Consider the following 16300-nt stretch of genomic DNA (forward strand, 5'->3'; position numbering starts at 1 on the left):
AGCGCACGCTGCAGACCGGTCCGAGTCCGGCTGCAGCAGCCTCCGAGGAGGAGCGCGTGTCAGAGCCAGTCCGTGGAGATCTCCCCGTCGTCCGTACCGTCCTGACCAGTCTTGCCGCGTCGGCCGCTCAGCGCGCCGCAGCCGAACTGCCCCGCGACACCCGGCTGGTGCACCGCCGTGACGAACGCGAAGAACTCCTCGCCGGCCGGTTCGTCGACAGCCGCACCGGGCTGACCCCGGCCCGCAGGGTCGGCCCGTTCCGCACCCCCGGCGGAGTCGACGTCTGGTACGAAACGTTCGTCGCCGCCCGCCGGCTCCAGGTCCGCGAGGCCGGCGCCGCCGCGCCCGCGTTCGTGGTCACCCAGGCCCGGCCGCCGACCGTGCAACGTACCGGCACCGTCGTCGACATCGAAGCCGGTACCGTCTGGATTCGCGGCGACCTGTTCGGCGGGCTGCCCGCCGACGCGTACGCCGGGCTGCTCGTCACCGGTGGGACGCTGACACTGGGCACCGCGACGGTATCGGGCGACGTCGTCGAGGTGCCCGCGCCGCTGAGCGCCGTACTGCGACTCGACCCCGCACCCGACCCGCCGCCGGCCGGCGGCGTCGGCGGCTGCCACAGCGCCGGGACCGCCAGCACACTGCCCACCTCGGTGACCTTCCGCTTCAAGTCCGGCGTGGTCGAGATCGTCGGCGACCCCGGGGCGGCCAAGGCCTGGGGGCAACAGTTCCGGTTCGGCCCGGCCACCGGGGACTGGACGTTCGTCGAACAACTCTGGACGCTGGCGCTCGGCTACACCGCCGAACCGACCACGGTGGACGCAACCCCGGTCGGTGCCGACCCGGCCGGCGACCCGTTGATCGACTTCACCGGCATCGGCGCCGTCCGCGACGCCGGGCTCGGCCTGCCGGTCGTCGTCGTCACCGACCCGACGATTCTCGGCGAGGCGTCGACCGCGGCGACCTGGCTGCTGCGGGTCACCGGCCTGGCCGCCCGCTGGTACGCCCCGGACCTGCGGGAACACCCGCTGGAGAGCGCGTGGATGGTGATCGGTGCGTCCGCCGCGACGGTACTCGCCGACCCGGTCACCCCGCTGGCGTCGCCGGTCGCCCATGGCATCCAGTTATGGGCGATCGCCGGCGGGGGCGGGCACCGGCTGCCCTGGCGGCAGACCTACGACGAACCGTTCCGGCTGTACTACCGGTGCCACGCCGTCGACGGCGAGCACCTGATGGTCACCGGCCGCAGCGAGGTCGCCCTGGACCGGCCGGTGACCACCGCCGGGCAACCGGTGCCCACCCCGGGTGGTGCCGGCGCTCTGCTGCTGCACCGCCGCGACGGCGAGATCACCGTGCTGCTCGGCGCGGCGGTCCCGGTCGATGCCCGCAGCCACCACCAGTTCGCACTGCGCAACGCGCTGCTGTGGACCACCGTCCCGGCGTTCGTCTACGTCCGGGGCACCCTCGCCGGGTCGGCCGGGCCGACCGCCGACGGACCGCTGCCGGTCGACAACGGCACCGCCCAACTGGCGTTCGGGCTGCACGCCTGGGCACCGACGCTGCCCGATCCGTACGTGTCCAATGGCGCCCTCGACCGGCCCCGGATCGGCCGGGAACCGCCACCGGCGGCGCTGGTCTGCCGGATCGTCTGGACCGCGCCGGCCGACGTGCGGGTCGAGTTCGACGGCCAGCTCGGGCCGGCGGTGGCGGTCACCGGCCGTCCGGCGTCACCGGGCACACCGCAGCCGCCGCCGAAGTCGTCCGGACCCGACATCGGGTTCAGCCAGGTCGAGCAGGGCCGCATCGGGCTGGACAAGAAGACCGACGCGCAGTGGGACTCCGCCCGCCGGCTGGAGCTGGAACTGCGCGGCCAGCGGATTCAGGCCGCCGCCCGGTCCGACGCCACGTCCACCTCGATGGTCGACGGCTACCTGTCCGAGGTGGTCGGCCAGCCGCCGAACCTGCTGCTGCTGGACGTCTCCACCAACCAGGACCTGCTCGGCGTCGGGCTCGGCGTCGGCCCGAACCACCCGGACACCGAGTACGCCGTTGCCGGGCTGGCCACCCGGGCCGAGGTCGGCGCGCTGCGGGTGACTGCGCTGCCGCAGGTGCAGTGGGAACCGGTGCGCACCCTCGACACCGACCAGGACATCATCACCCTCGGCTGGTTTCCCACCCCGCTCGCCTCGGCCACCGATGGCGGCGCCACCTCACTCGGTGCCCGGTCCCAGCGGCTCGTCCCGGTGGTGCCCGCCGACGCCGTGGCCGGCACCCTCGACGCGTTCGGCGACGGCACCCCGGTCGGGATGCGCACCACGTTCCCGTTCGGCCTGATCGCGGCGGTACTGGTCCAGCCGTACGACGACGGACCGCGCCCGGCGGACCTGCTCGGACTGACCCGCCCCGAGTTCGGTGACGCCCGGGGCGGCATCCAGATCACCGCGCGGGCCGAAGGCGGCCGGCCCGACGACGGCGGCGTGTCGGCCACCTTCGCCGGCCGGATGCGGCAACTGATCAACGGGGTGGACCTGGCCAGCGGGGCCCCGCTCGGGCTGTCGGTGCTCGGCTCCACCGCCGACCCGAGCGGCAGTGTGGAGACCGTCTTCAACACCGACATGGCCACCGACCCCCGGGTGCCGGTCACCCGGATCGACCTGTCCGGCTACGGCGGCTCCAGCTTCAGCGACTGGAACAACCCGTTCGCCGCGTTCGCTGAGGCGGCCAAGGTGCAGTTCCGGGTGATGATCGGCCGGACCGCGCTGGAGGTCGTCAAGGTCAACAGCGTGCTGCACCCGTGGGGCATCCGGGTGACCCGCTCGGTCACCGTGGAACGCCGCCCCGGCGGCGGGGTGATCCGCCGCGACAGCGGCTGGCAGCCGTTCACCCCGGGCCTGTTCGACTACCGCTACCTTGACGCGGGATCGATCGCCGTCGCCCCGTACGTCTTCGATGCCGGGGTGTTCCGGGGCCTGTTCGACGTGCGCAACATCCGGCCGGCACCGGGTGCCGAGTTCGGCCACGGTGGCGCGCGGCTGGTGCCGTACCACTTCGACGCCGACCTCGCCCTCGACGGCGCCGCCGGGACGACACCGGCGACCGGGGTGCTCGGCTGGCTGCAGGTCGAGCCGAGCGGCGCGCCGGCCGCCCCGGCCGCGCTGCGGGCGTTGATCGAGGCGCAGGGGCCGGTCGGCGGGCCGATCGACACCGTCGTCGACGTCGGCGGCAGCGGCCTGCCGATGCGTGCCCAACGGATCGAGGTCGGCCTCGCCGACGACGCCGGCACCCCGGTGTTCGTGGCGACCGTCCGCGGCACCCCGCGACTGCCCCGTACCGGCTCCTGGTCCATGGTGGTCCGTCCGGTCGTCGGCGCACCGGCCGGTGGCGGCGAGGCGACCGCCGTCGCCGACACCCGTGGTACGCCGCTGATCCGCCGCTACCCGGTCGGCTACCCGGCCAACGAGCTGCCGATCGGCGAGCCGCCGCTGGCCGGCACACCGGGGGAGTACCGGTTCGCCGACGCCGCCGACCTGCTGCGGCCGACCGACCCGGCCACCGAGTACGCCTTCGTGCAGACCACCGCGACCCACGCGTTCCTGTTTCCCCGGCCGGTGGTGCCGGCACCCGGCGTGCCGCGTATCGAGTCGCGGCATCGGCCCGCGCTGGCCGACGTCCTGGCCCGGTCGACGTCCAAAGGGGCGTTCCCGCCGCCGCCGAACACCCTGGAGACCGCGCCCGGCGCGCTGCACCTGGACGTCGGGGCGGGCGGCACGCTGGCGTTCAGCGCCGCGGTGACGTTCACCAACCCGCCGACCGCGCTGCAGCTGGGCGGTGCCCCCGGGCACGGATCGGCACTGCGTTACGACACGGCGACGCTGCGCCTGGAGGTCACCGAGGACCGCTGGTCGGCCGACTTCGCCGGACTGCGGGTCTGGACCGACGTGGCCGGCCTGGCCGAGCTGACCGGGTCCGAGCTGCACATCGTCGGCGGCACCGACCAGCGGCCGCAGGTCGCCCAGCTGCGGTCGTTGCTGCTCGCCGAGATCGAGCAGATCCTGCAGTACCTGCCGTTCGTCGGCGACCGGGGGGTGCAGGGTCCGATCGACCTGGCGGCGGCGAACGCCAAGCACGAGCTGAAGTTCGAGACGAAGCTGAAGGTCGACCTGCCGGACACGGTCGTGCCGCTCGGCGACTACTTCAAGCTGAGCCTGGCGGTGGCGGTCAGCGCCGGGGTGAGCCTCACCGACGGCAAGGCCAAGGGAGGGGCAAGCCTCGGGATCGCCCTCGAAGGCAAGATCCCGGTGCTGTCGGTCGGCGTGGCGAAGGTCTTCGTCATCGTCTCCGGCAGCGTCACCTTCTCCATCGCCCTCGTCTCCGGCACGGTCACCAGCGAAAAACTGGAACTGGTCGCGTTCGCCGGCGTCGGGGTGCAGGGCCAGATCGGCCCGTTCAAGGCGTACGCGTTCCTGGGCATCGGTTTCGTGCTCGTCTACGACGCCATCGCCGGCCAGACCAAGTACGGCGGACTGGTCGCGCTGGAAGCCGGGGTGGACCTCAAGGTCGTCAAGGTCAAGATCCGGGCCGAGCTGAGAGGCCTGGTGTACGACGACGCCGGCACCACCAAGTGCGACTACTCCGGATCGGTGAAGATTCAGGTCGATCTCTTCCTGATCCTTTCGATCAGCGCGTCCTACCAGGTCACCGAGACCGCTGCCCTGTGACGACCCGGGCGGCGAAGAAGGCGGACAGATGGCAACCTCGCACAAACTCACCCTGGTGCCGTACCTGCAGCGGTGGGACCACACCGGGCGGACGCTGACCGTACGGCTGCTGGTCGCCCCGGCCACCGACCCGCTCGCGCCGCTGCTCGCCGCCCCGGCGGGCGTGCCGGCCTTCGCCGACGCACATCTCGCGTTCGCGGTGTCCCTCTCGGACACCGTTGGGGCGCTGCCGCAGCGCGACCGGGTCGACCAGACCATCGCGTTGCCCGCCGCCCCGGCGACACTGCACGCCCCACACGCCCGGAGCATCTTCACCGCGATCGGCGCGGCACTGGAGATCCCGCCCGGCCCGGCCGGCGACACGTTCGCCCCGCAACACCGCGACACCACCCGGCAACTGCGCAAGTACCTGCCGGGCAGCTACCGCCGGTCGTTCGGGTTCGTCCGCCCGCGTACCTCGCTCGCCGTCACCGACGCCAGCTACCACTGCCTGATGACCTGCCCACCGGACCCGGCACCAGCGGTGCCGCCGACGGTGATCGGCTGGGGCGAGGCGATCGCGTACGCGCTGCGCCGCCCCCGGCTCGCCGAAGCCCTCGGCCTGGTCGTCGCCCTCGACGTGCCGATCGACGCCGACCCACGACTGGCCGCCGGCGGCTGGCTATGGGCCGACCTGGCCGCCCACAGCGACTACGCCGACGCCGTCGGCGCCGACCCGGGGCTGATCCGTGCCTTCGCCACCCGGGTACCGCCGCTGCCCGCCGCCGACACCCGGCCGGTCTTCACGCCGGTGGCGTTCCCGGTCAGCGCCGACGCCACCGAGGCCGGTACCCTCGGCAACTACGACAAGGTCTTCGCCGAGACGCTGCGCTTCGACGACGGCTTCGCCAAGATCGTGCACGCCCGGCAGCCGGTCAGCGCCGACCTGCTCGACGAGACCGGCGACGGCGCGCCGATCGCCCGCGACGAAGGTGTCCAACTCGGCTGGGACGACGAGGACGTCCTCGAAGGGCAGAACCGGGCGCTCGGCGCCCCACCCGACGGTGCGGATCCGGTGCTCGCCCCCCGCGGCGTGCTCGGCTACCGGGTCGACGTCCGGCCGGCCGGCGGCACCGACTGGACCTCGCTGTCCCTGGTGGACGCCCCGCTGGCCGTCGGCGTCGACCTGGGTACGGCCCGCGAGGAACGGTGGACCGAGGTCGCCCCGGCCGAACACAGCGGCCAGCTCTGGCTACCCGCCTGGTTCGTCCGCTGGCGTGGCGGGTCACTCGTCGTCGACACCGACGACGAGCAACGGCTGATGGAGGTGCCGCCCGGCCCACCGGAGCAGGCGGTGCCGGTCGACGCCGACACTGTGCTGCCCCGCTACGGCCAGGCGTACGAGTTCCGGGTCCGGCTCGCCGACCCCACCGGTGGTGGCCCGCCGGTCGACGCCGCGCCGGGCCGGGTCGGCGAGGCACCGGTCGCGATGCTGCACCTGCGTCGGCACCGGCCGCCGGCCCGGGTCGGGCTGGACCCGTACACCGTGGAACCGGACGGCACCGTCGCGGCGCTGCGGGTGCACCGGCCGCGCCTGGGCTACCCGGAAGCGGTGTACGCCGCCGGCCCGGCCGCCCGCACCGACCTGCTCGCCCAGATCGCCGCCAACGACGCGGCGCCGCCGGAAGCGGTGACCGTGCCGGGCGTCGCCGACCCGGACGCCGTACTGCTGCAGGTCCGGGTGCTGCTGAAGGCCCCGGCGTTCGACCCGGCCGCCGACGCCGACGGGTACGTCGAGTGGTACACCACCACCCGGCTGTTTCCCGACGCCGCCACCGCCGCGCTCGACCTCGACCTGACCTGGGTCGACGCCGGTGACTACCGGTCGGTCGACGTCGCCGACCAGCTCGGCCCGGACGGGCTGGTGACCGGCCCGGTCACCGTGGTCACCGGGCGGGACCTGCGGCTGGAGGTCCGAGCGATGGGCCGCGACGACCTCGGCTACTTCGGCAGCGACGCCGCCCGGCGTGGCCCTGCCGAGCTCATCGACCTGCACGGGACGGCCGACCCGGCGAGCGAAGCCGACCTGCTGCGCCCACTGCCACCGGCCGACAGCCTTCGGTCGGTGTTCCTACGCCCGGACCCGGCCGGCACGCCGGCGGCCGTGGCGGCCGTCGCCGCCCAGACCGCACCCACCCCGGCGTTGCTCGGCCGGCTGGCCGGCGCGCTCGACCTGGTCGCCGACGGGCCGACCCTGCTCGGTCCGCCGGGGGAGCGGGTGGTGTTCGGCTGCGCCGGGCTCGGTCACCACCTCGCCCCGGACGGCGGCAGCGTCGAGTTCGCCGATCCGACCGAACTCGCCGGGCGGTGGCTGCACGCCGTACAGACGGTGGTGGACCGGGACTGGACGTGGCGCGGCGCCGGCTCACCGACGCTGACGGTGCGGCGCACCGTGCGACTGCCGGACGCCCCCAACGCGCCGCAGACCGTCACCGACGTCGGCGTGATCGAACTGGTCGACTCGGTCAACGTGCAGGCCACCACCGGTGACACCGACCGCGGCTTCGTCCGGATGGTCTTCCTCGACGCGGTGGCGGCACCGCTGGGTCCCGACGGGCTGCCGTACGAGCCACAGGTCGACTACGAACTGGAGTTCCGCCTCGAGACCGGCGACGTGGTGCGACAGGTGATCTCGTCGAGGCTGCCGATCGTCACTGCGCCGAGGCAGGTGCCCCGGGTGGTCGCCGCCGGCATCGCGCTCACCCCGTACGGCACTGACGCGTCGTACGCGGCGACCACGCCCCGGATCCGGCGACTCTGGCTGGAGTTCGCCGAACCGCTGGCCGACCCGCGTGACGCCTACTTCGTCCGGCCGTTGACCGTCACCCCGGACCCGATGCTGCTGCCCGGCACCGAACCGGTCGCGGACCCGGCCGCCGTGCCGACCCTGCCGCTGGACCCGGAACCGGTCCGGGTGATCACCCCGGGCCAGGTGCAGGACCTGGCCGGATACGCCACCATGCAGCGCCTCGAACCGGCGGCCGACAGCGACCGGCACTTCCTGGTGCCGCTGCCGCCGAACACCGACCCCGGCTCGCCGGAGCTGTTCTCGTTCTACACCTACGAGATCCGCGTCGGCCATGACCGTGGCCCGCTCGACGATCCGCTCTGGTCCACCGCCCAGGGCCGGTACGGCGAGCCACTGACGTTGGAAGGGGTGGCGCATCCGGCACCGGAGCTGGCCGCCACGGTGCTCGCCGAACCGGACGGTGCGGTGCGGGTCCGGGCCCCGTACGCCGTCGCGTACCTCGGGCTGCGCCGGGTGTCGCCGGACCCGCCGAACACCCAGCTGTGGGCGGTGCTCTACGCCCGGGTGATGCAGGCCGACGCGGGTACCCGGCGCAACGTGCAGGTCGGCCTACGTCCGTTGTGGATACCCCGACGACAGCACGGTCCGCGTTCGGTGCCGTTGCCGGTGGAGGGGGAGACGACCTGGTCGGGGGCGGAGGTGCGGGCGGCGCTGGAGACGGCCGGGTTGCCGTCCGGGCTACCGGTCAGCGTGCTTGTCGTCGAGGTGCTGCCGGAGCCGAACGGGAGCTTCGCCGACCCGCTCGGCGGCGACCTGGGCCAGGTCCGGATCCTGCGGACGTCGCCGCTGTCCGCCGTCGACCGCGACTGCTGCGTACCGTGACGCCGACCGTCCGCCAGGGCAGGCGGCGGGGTGGGCGGTGCCGGTCCGGTAGGAGCGGAGTCCCCGGGCCCGGGCAGCCGTCGGCGTCGACTGCCCGGGCCCAGGGACTCCGCTGGTTCGTGGTCAGCCCGCCGTGCAGGTGACGTTGCCGGGTAGCTGACTCGCACCGCTGGCCGATGTGATGAAGCCTGCGGTGGTCGAAGATCCGGCGGACAGCTGGCCGTTGTAGCTGGCGTTGGTCACCGTCACCTGGCTGCCCTGCTGGCTGAACGTTCCGCTCCAGCCCTGGGCGACGGTCTGCCCGGCGGGCAGGGTGAAGGTCACCCGCCAGCCGTCGATGGCGGTGGAGGTGCTGTTGGTGACCGTCAGCCGCCCCTCGTAGCCGCCCGGCCAGGACGCCGGTGCCGACACGGTTGCCGTGCAGGACGACCCAGGTGTGGTCGGCGGGGCGGTGGTCGGCGGCGCCGTTGTCGGTGGTGGCGTCGTCGGTGGTGGCGTCGTCGGTGGCGCCGTCGTGGGTGGCGGGCTGGTCGGCGGCGGGGCGGTGCCGGTGTTGAACTGCCACCAGTCGACGTTGAGCAGGTAGCCGCTGCCACCGGTGAACCGTAAGTACAGATCGTGGGTGCCGGAGGCTCCGGTGACCGGGCAGGAGACACTGGTCCAGCTCTGCCAGCCGCCGGTGCCGGGCACGTCGCAGGTGCCGACCCGGGTGCCGGTCGGGCCGCCGAGTCGCAGCTCGATGCTCCCGCCGCTGGAGTCAGCGGCCACCCGCGCCGTGAACGACGCCGCCCCGGCGCCGAAGGCAACGCCCTTCACCTTGATGTAGTCGCCGTTCTCGATCCAGCCGACGTTCATGGTGCCCTCGCTGGACCGCTCTGTTTCGATCCCGGCCGACCAGGCGACCGTCTCGGCCTCCTGACGGACGTACGGGTTCAGCGTGCCGATCTGCGGGGCGCCCGCCGTGGTCATGTTCATCGTCGGAATCGTGCCGTCGGCACGGTAGCTGAACTTCTCCACCGCGACGGAACGGGTGAATCCACCGCCGCCGGGCAGTGCGCCGTTGTGGTAGAAGAAGTACGAGCCACCGGCGAAGTCGATGACGCCGGGGTGGTTGGTGAAGCTGCCGCCCTGTCGCGGCATCACCGTACCCCGGTAGGTCCACGGGCCGGTCGGTCCGGGAGCCGTCGAGTAACCGATGAACTCGGAGCAGCATTCGGCGGCGAAGACGTTGTAGTAGATTCCGTTGCGCTTGTAGACCCAGGGCCCCTCTTCGTACAGCGTGGGCCGGTCCGGATCGCCGGTGCGGGTGCCGAACCCGGCGGTGGTCAGCGGGATCCGGGTCGGGCTCCCCGAGTACGAGATCATGTCGGGGTTGAGCCGGACATACCACAGGTTGGGGTTACCCCAGTACAGGTACGCCTGCCCGTCGTCGTCGATGAACGCGTGCGGGTCGATCTCGCCGTTGGCCACCAGCGGGTGGCCGAGCGCGTCGCGGAACGGGCCGGTCGGGCTGTCCGCCACCGCGACTCCGATCGCCATCGAGTTGGTCGCCCTGGCCTTCACTGGTACGTACCAGTAGAACCTGCCGTTGCGTTCGATGACGTGGCCGGCCCAGGCGTCGGCGCTGGCCCAGCTGAACGTGGTCAGGCTCAACGGTGACCCGTGGTGTGTCCAGTTGACCATGTCGGCGGAGGAGAACAGGTGCCAGTCGTTCATGGTGAAGTACGTCGAGCCGTCCTCGTCGTGGCTCGTGTACAGGTACACCCGGCCGTCGTGGACCATCGGTGCCGGGTCGGCGGTGTAGATGTGTTGCACGATCGGATTGTCGGCCCGGGCGGGGGTGGCGATGAGGAACGTCGCCACGCACAGCAGGCTCGCGACGAAACCGATGGCGCGGTTGCGTCTCGTTCTTGTCAAGGTGACTCCTCGCTGGAGCTCTGACGGGTGCGTGGAGATCGACCAGGCCGACTGCCGGCGGACGATGCCGGCAGTCGGGACAATCACCTGGTCATGATGCGAGGGTGCCCGGACGCCATGGAGCGATGCTGTCGACGCGTCCGTGCCACCTGCCGCGCATACGGTGCGGTACGGTGCGTCGAAGCGTGCCCTTCGCTCCCGCGACCGAGGATAGCTGTTATCGATAACATCAGCAATCCATCGATGGTCGCCGAGCGGTGCGGGTGCTCGCCGGCGTCCACAGAGGGTGGCCGGGCGATGGACGGGCTGACCTGGGTGAGGCAGATGTTTTCGCTAACAGGACTCTGCCGGTCGCCGCGAGTTGCGGTTCGGGCGCGCCCGAAGACGCCCACCACGGGGACGGGCGGGCGCTGGCCACCGGCCTCACCCGACTGGCAGCCGGGCCGCGGCGGGCGTACGGACCGTCGATAGTGTTTGTTGCTCGCTGACTGTCTTGTCGCCGACCCATCAGCATCGCCAACGCGGCCCCCGAACCGCGCTGGTGCGAATGATCACAATGACGAGAGGAAGGCTCTCCACCGTTCGTGATCGAATTGGAGACTGTGATCACGGGTCTTCGAGTCCCGGACGTGAACGCGGGTTTCGGTTCGGGCTACCTCGACACACTCTCCGCTACCGCTGCGACTGCTCTTGCGCCAACTGGGCGGTGGTGGTGACTGCGGCACGGGTCCTCCCCTCGTTCTGCGAAGACACACCCGCCGCCGTGCGGATCCGTTGGTCAGCGGGAGTCGCCTCGCCGATCTGAAAACCGCTCGACATCGAGCATCCCGAAGTATAGGCGGACGCATATGCGTCTTGCTGTCGCTCGCCTCGAAGCGGTGTCGACCGAGTTGGACATCGCGCTGCGGCACGCAGAGGCGTCGCAGGTTGCCACCGACTCGCCGACGGCCCGGTCAGTCCCAGGCCCGGCCGAGGGCGTGCAGTTGGTCGGCGTACTCGATGCGGTCCGGCCACGTCGTCGGCCAGGCCGCCGTTCCGTACGCCGCGCCGAGGAAGGCCCCGGCCAGACAGGCGATCGAGTCCGAGTCACCGGAGGTGGCCGCCCCGCGGGCCAACCCGTCCACCGGGTCGTCGGCGTGCCACAGCGCGCAGAGCAGCCCGGTGGCCAGGGCCTCCTCCGCGATCCAGCCTTCCCCGGTGACCCGGCAGGCGTCGCCGCCGTCGTCCCCGGCGGCCAACGCCGCGTCGAGCCGGTCCAGTACGTCGAGACACTCGTCCCAGCCCCGCGAGATGAACCCCGCCGGACTGTCCATTCCCGGCCGCTGCCACAGCGGGCCGAGCCAGTCGTCGCGGTACACCTCCCGCTGCCCGCGACAGTGCTCACGCAGCAGGCCCGGCAGCGCCGGCAGTGGCGTACCCGCGCGCAGCAGCCGGACCGCGATGGCGGTCAACTCGCTCGCGGCCAGCGCGGTCGGGTGTCCATGGGTCAGCCCGGCCTGCAGTTGCGCGACGCCGGCCACGGTGTCGTCGTCATAGGCGTCGACCAGGCCGACCGGGGCGACCCGCATGTTCGCCCCGCAGCCCTTCGACCCGGCGACGGTGGCCTGCTGCCAGGCCACCCCGGTGGCCAGTTCGCCGCAGGCCCGCAGGCAGGTCATCCCCGGGGCCCGGTTGTTGTCCGGGCTGGCCGCCCAGGCCAGGAACCGGGCCCGGAGCAGCGGCTCCAGCTCCTCCGGGGTGGCGGCCGGGGCGTCGTGCAGCGCCCAGCCGACCGCGAGGGTCATCTGGGTGTCGTCGGTGACCAGCGCCGGATCGCCGACCAGCTCACGTGGCCCGGCCAGGCCGTACCGGTGGTGGATCTCGGCGACCGTCAGGAACTCGGTCGGCTTGCCGAGGGCGTCACCGTACGCCAGCCCGAACAGGCACCCGGACGCCCGGTCACCACCCGCCGCCGTACCATCCACCGCGACCTCCCCGTCTCGTCCCGGTCGGCAGGCTAGCCGGGCCGGTCAACCGGCGCGCGTCCCACCCTCGGCACCCGGCACGACACCGGACGCCAGCAGGTGCGCGCTCGCGGCGAGCAGCGCCGGCTCCCGGCCGTAGACCCGGGCGATTCCGAGCGCGTGGTCGAGCACGACGTCCGCGTCCGGTGCGTCGGCCGCCGCCTCGGCCAGCGCGGTGACCCGGTCGTCGCGGTCCACCAGGTGGTAGAGCGGCCCGAGGAGCAGCGTCGCGTCGTACCCGTCGTCGGTCTCCGGCAACGCGCGTGCGTCGGCGACGTCGGCGTCGATCGCCGGCCGGCCGGACGGGCCCGCAGCCGGTCGGGCCGGTCCGGCCGTGCTCCGAAACACTTCCGGAAGCTCAGTGCGGTCGCCGGGTCGCCGGATGCGCCACGCGGCGGAGTAGGCGACGGCCATGCCGACCTGCTGATCGGCTACGCAGGACCGCTGGCCAGCTGGAACGCCCGTGCAGCCGCAGATGGGCCGGCCGGCACCGTGTTTCCGTAACGTTTCCGAAAGTTGTTGACAAGTAGTCGACTGCCTCATACCGTCGTCCCATCGACTTATCTCTATGATCGTCGATCCCCACCACCGCGCGGTACGGCGCCGATCCCCGGCGGCGGTCACCGTCCACGACAGGCTGTCGGGTCGTACCGCACCGCTGGCTCCCGCCAGCCTTCAAGAGGAGGAAACACCTACATGAAGGACACTGTCGTCAAGCCGAGAAGGCGCGGCCGCATGCGGCTGCTGATCGGCACCGCGTGCGCCGCTGCGCTGGTCGTCAGCGGCATGGTGATCGCCCCCAGCGCGCACGCCGAGGCCGACCGGTACCTCAGTTCGAACCAGACCGGTACGCACAACGGATACTTCTTCTCGTTCTGGAAGGACAGCGGCAACGCCAGCATGACGTTGCGCGAGAACGGCCGGTACTCCAGTTCGTGGGACCGCAGTACCAACAACTGGGTCGGTGGCAAGGGCTGGGCCACCGGTACCCGTCGGACGGTCAGCTACTCGGGCAGCTACAACCCGGGCAACAACAACACCTACCTCGCCCTGTACGGGTGGACGCGCAACCAGCTCATCGAGTACTACGTGGTCGAGAACTTCGGTAGCTACAACCCGAGCAGCGGCGCGCAGCGGATGGGCTCGGTCACCACCGACGGCGGTGTCTACGACATCCTGCGCAGCCAGCGGGTCAACGCGCCGTCGATCGACGGCACCCAGACGTTCTGGCAGTACTGGAGCGTCCGGCAGCAGAAGCGCACCGGCGGCACCATCACCACCGCCAACCACTTCGACGCCTGGGCGCGCGCCGGGATGCAGCTCGGCTCCAACCACAGCTACCAGGTGATGGCGACCGAGGGCTACCAGAGCCAGGGGAGCTCCGACATCAACGTCTGGGAGGGCGGCAGCGGCAACCCCGGACCGTCCCCGACCGGTAACCCCGGTAACCCCGGTAACCCCGGCAACCCGGGTGACCCGGGCCAGAGCAACTGCACCGCCGTGCTGTCGGCCGGCCAGCAGTTCGGCGACCGGTTCAACCTCAACGTCTCGGTGCAGAACGTCAGCAACTGGACGGTGACCCTCAGCCTGCACGGCGGACAGAGCCTGCAGAACAGCTGGAACGCCTCGGTCAGCGGCACGACCGGGAACATCACCGCCAGGCCGAACGGTAGCGGTAACAACTTCGGAGTGACGATCATGCATGGCGGCAACTGGACCTGGCCGACCGTCACCTGTCGAACATGACCCTGACCGACCGTCGATAGCAACCACTGTCGACAGGGCACGTCGTGGGCGGGTCGACCCTGCTGGGAGGGTCGACCCGCCCCGGTGCGCGCCCCGGTCGCCTGTCCGGTGGTCAACCCTTGACGCAGACCACCTGCCGCAGGTGCGCCACCACCTCGACCAGGTCGGCCTGCTCGGCGAGCACCTGGTCCAGGTCCTTGTACGCCGCCGGGATCTCGTCGACCACACCGGCGTCCTTGCGGCACTCCACCCCGGCGGTCTGCTCGGCCAGGTCGTCGACGGTGTAGGTCTTCTTCGCCTTCGACCGCGACATCCGTCGACCCGCGCCGTGCGACGCCGAGCAGTACGCCGCCTCGCTGCCCCGACCCCGCACGATGTAGGACCCGGTCCCCATCGACCCGGGGATGATGCCCAGCTCGCCCCGCCCGGCCCGGATCGCCCCCTTGCGGGTCACCAGCAGCGGCACCCCGTCGTAGACCTCCTCGGCCACGTAGTTGTGGTGGCAGGAGATCGGCTCGTCGAAGCGGACCGCCGGCACCGCCGTGCGCAGCACCCGGCAGAGCAGCGCCAGCATGACCGCCCGGTTGCGGGCCGCGTACTCCTGCGCCCAGGCCAGGTCCCGCCGGTACGCCGCCATCTCCGCCGTGTCGGCGAGGAACACCGCCAGGTCGCGGTCGGGCAGGTCGGCGTTGTGCGGCAGCTTCCGGGCCGCCGCGATGTGCCGCTCGGCCAGCTCCTTGCCGATGTTGCGGGAGCCGGAGTGCAGCATGAGCCAGACCCGGCCGGCGCCCGGACCGCCCTGCTCGACGCAGACCTCGATGAAGTGGTTGCCGCCGCCGAGCGTGCCGAGCTGACGCTGCGCCCGGGACTCCAGCGCGGCGACCCCGGGGTGCAGGTCGGCGAAGCCGGACCAGAACCGGTCCCAGCCGGCGGTGGGCAGGCCGTGCACCCGGCGCGGGTCGACGGGGGTCTCGCGGGCCTGGAAGCCGACCGGGACCGCGGCCTCGATCGCGGTACGCAGCGCGCCCAGGTCGTCCGGCAGCTGCGCGTCGATCAGGCTGGTCCGCACCGCGGACATGCCGCAGCCGATGTCGACGCCGACCGCCGCCGGGGCCAGCGCCTGGCGCATCGCGATCACCGAGCCGACGGTGGCGCCCTTGCCGTAGTGCACGTCGGGCATCACCGCGACGCCGTGCACCCACGGCAGCGTGCCGATGTTGCGCAACTGCTGGCTGGCCTGCGGCTCGATGGTCGCCGGATCGGTCCAGACCTTGACCGGGGCCCGGGTGCCGGGCAGCAGCGTATGACTCATGGAAACTCCTGGGCTCGGTACGGGGAGCGCGACGGTGACCCGGTGCCGGCTGCGGTACCGGCTGCGGTACCAGGAAAGGCCGGCGTGGATCGGCGAGGATCAGCGGGACAGCGGCGAGGATCAGCGGGACTGCTGGTGGGCGCGGCTCAGCCGCGTCGGGTGGTGGCGGGTTTCGCCAGCGCTCGCATCGGTGGCTCCTCGGTCGTCACGGTGCCGTTCACGCTAAAGGCCGCTGGCCGGTGGCGGCAATCGGATTGTCGTCGGTGCGGGCGCCCCGGGCGCGCCGGGAGGCGGCATAGGTGACCGTACGGAGCCGTTGGATCAGCCCGCCGGTGCGCAGCCGCAGCGGAGGGTGACCGGTCGGGTCGAAGGCGAGCGCGGCGTCGACAGCGGACGGCAGTGGCTCGCCGACGTCGATCCGACCGAACGTCCGCCAGCGGCCGGTGCCGGTGGCCGCCGCCAGCCGCAGCACGATCGGGCGACGGGCGGCGACATCGGCTAGCTGCTCGACCGCGCCGCCGAGGCGGCCCGGGGTGGCCGGCGACACGGCCAGGTAGATCCGGTGCCGACCGTGCCGCAACGACAGGATGCTGCCGTACGTGGTGGCGAAGTCGCGCCGGAGCAGTGGCAGGTGACGCAGTACCGGTGCTCGGCCGGCACTGGACACCAGCAGGTCGACCGGGCGGTCCGGGGCGTGGACGCGGACCGCAAGGCCCAGGATGTCCGGCCAGCCGGGCGGGGTCGGGGTGCCCCGGGAGAAGCGGATGACGGCCGGCCAGCGCCCCGCCGGCAGGAACCATTCGGCGAGCGGTCCCCAGAGCTGGACCGCGCCGGTGAACGAGCAGCCGCGCGGGTGCAGCAGCCGACCGCCTCGCACGTGCGCCAGCCAGGCTCCGAAGGTCACGGCGCAAGGCGTACCCAGGTTCGGGGTGAT

The 16300-nt window shown here is 72.4% G+C and carries 9 protein-coding genes; 3 read left to right on the top strand and 6 right to left on the bottom strand.

Annotated elements, in window-relative coordinates:
* The first annotated feature begins 56 nt into the window (after window positions 1–56).
* Together O7629_RS33125 and O7629_RS33130 are read left to right on the top strand one after the other, a co-directional pair.
* Complete coding sequence (locus O7629_RS33125) at window positions 57–4718, top strand: hypothetical protein (protein WP_278174291.1); 4662 nt, start codon at window positions 57–59, stop codon at window positions 4716–4718.
* Between the two features lie 28 nt (window positions 4719–4746).
* Entirely contained in the window at window positions 4747–8388 is a 3642-nt protein-coding gene (locus O7629_RS33130; RefSeq protein WP_278174292.1) for a hypothetical protein, read from the top strand.
* A gap of 123 nt (window positions 8389–8511) precedes the next feature.
* On the opposite strand, the gene O7629_RS33135 is transcribed toward O7629_RS33130, so the two are convergent.
* The 4 genes from O7629_RS33135 to O7629_RS33150 form a co-directional block, all read right to left on the bottom strand.
* Window positions 8512–10251, bottom strand: coding sequence for a family 43 glycosylhydrolase (locus O7629_RS33135; RefSeq protein ID WP_278174811.1), 1740 nt, complete (start codon window positions 10249–10251; stop codon window positions 8512–8514).
* A gap of 605 nt (window positions 10252–10856) precedes the next feature.
* Window positions 10857–11153: a DUF397 domain-containing protein gene (locus O7629_RS33140; protein WP_278174812.1), complete on the bottom strand. Its 297-nt coding sequence runs from the start codon at window positions 11151–11153 to the stop codon at window positions 10857–10859.
* Between the two features lie 105 nt (window positions 11154–11258).
* On the bottom strand, window positions 11259–12269 hold the full coding sequence (locus O7629_RS33145) for an ADP-ribosylglycohydrolase family protein (RefSeq protein ID WP_278174294.1): 1011 nt from the start codon (window positions 12267–12269) through the stop codon (window positions 11259–11261).
* Between the two features lie 45 nt (window positions 12270–12314).
* Window positions 12315–12656, bottom strand: coding sequence for a hypothetical protein (locus O7629_RS33150; RefSeq protein ID WP_278174296.1), 342 nt, complete (start codon window positions 12654–12656; stop codon window positions 12315–12317).
* A 348-nt stretch (window positions 12657–13004) separates the two neighbouring features.
* Between O7629_RS33150 and O7629_RS33155 the strand changes: the two genes are divergently transcribed.
* Entirely contained in the window at window positions 13005–14054 is a 1050-nt protein-coding gene (locus O7629_RS33155; RefSeq protein ID WP_278174298.1) for a glycoside hydrolase family 11 protein, read from the top strand.
* A gap of 112 nt (window positions 14055–14166) precedes the next feature.
* Here O7629_RS33155 and O7629_RS33160 read toward each other — a convergent pair whose 3' ends face one another.
* Together O7629_RS33160 and O7629_RS33165 are read right to left on the bottom strand one after the other, a co-directional pair.
* Window positions 14167–15366 (bottom strand): RtcB family protein, encoded by a 1200-nt coding sequence (locus O7629_RS33160; protein ID WP_278174299.1) that lies wholly within the window; start codon window positions 15364–15366, stop codon window positions 14167–14169.
* 217 nt (window positions 15367–15583) lie between these two features.
* Window positions 15584–16270 (bottom strand): phosphodiesterase, encoded by a 687-nt coding sequence (locus tag O7629_RS33165; protein ID WP_278174301.1) that lies wholly within the window; start codon window positions 16268–16270, stop codon window positions 15584–15586.
* Window positions 16271–16300: the final 30 nt, after the last annotated feature.

The organism is Solwaraspora sp. WMMD792 (assembly GCF_029626105.1).
GTDB lineage: Bacteria > Actinomycetota > Actinomycetes > Mycobacteriales > Micromonosporaceae > Micromonospora_E.

Coding starts and splice junctions, on each gene's coding strand:
- O7629_RS33130 (WP_278174292.1), top strand. CDS start 4,747: ATGGCAACCTCGCACAAACTCACCCTGGTGCCGTACCTGCAGCGGTGG.
- O7629_RS33140 (WP_278174812.1), bottom strand. CDS start 11,153: ATGCGTCCGCCTATACTTCGGGATGCTCGATGTCGAGCGGTTTTCAGA.
- O7629_RS33155 (WP_278174298.1), top strand. CDS start 13,005: ATGAAGGACACTGTCGTCAAGCCGAGAAGGCGCGGCCGCATGCGGCTG.
- O7629_RS33160 (WP_278174299.1), bottom strand. CDS start 15,366: ATGAGTCATACGCTGCTGCCCGGCACCCGGGCCCCGGTCAAGGTCTGG.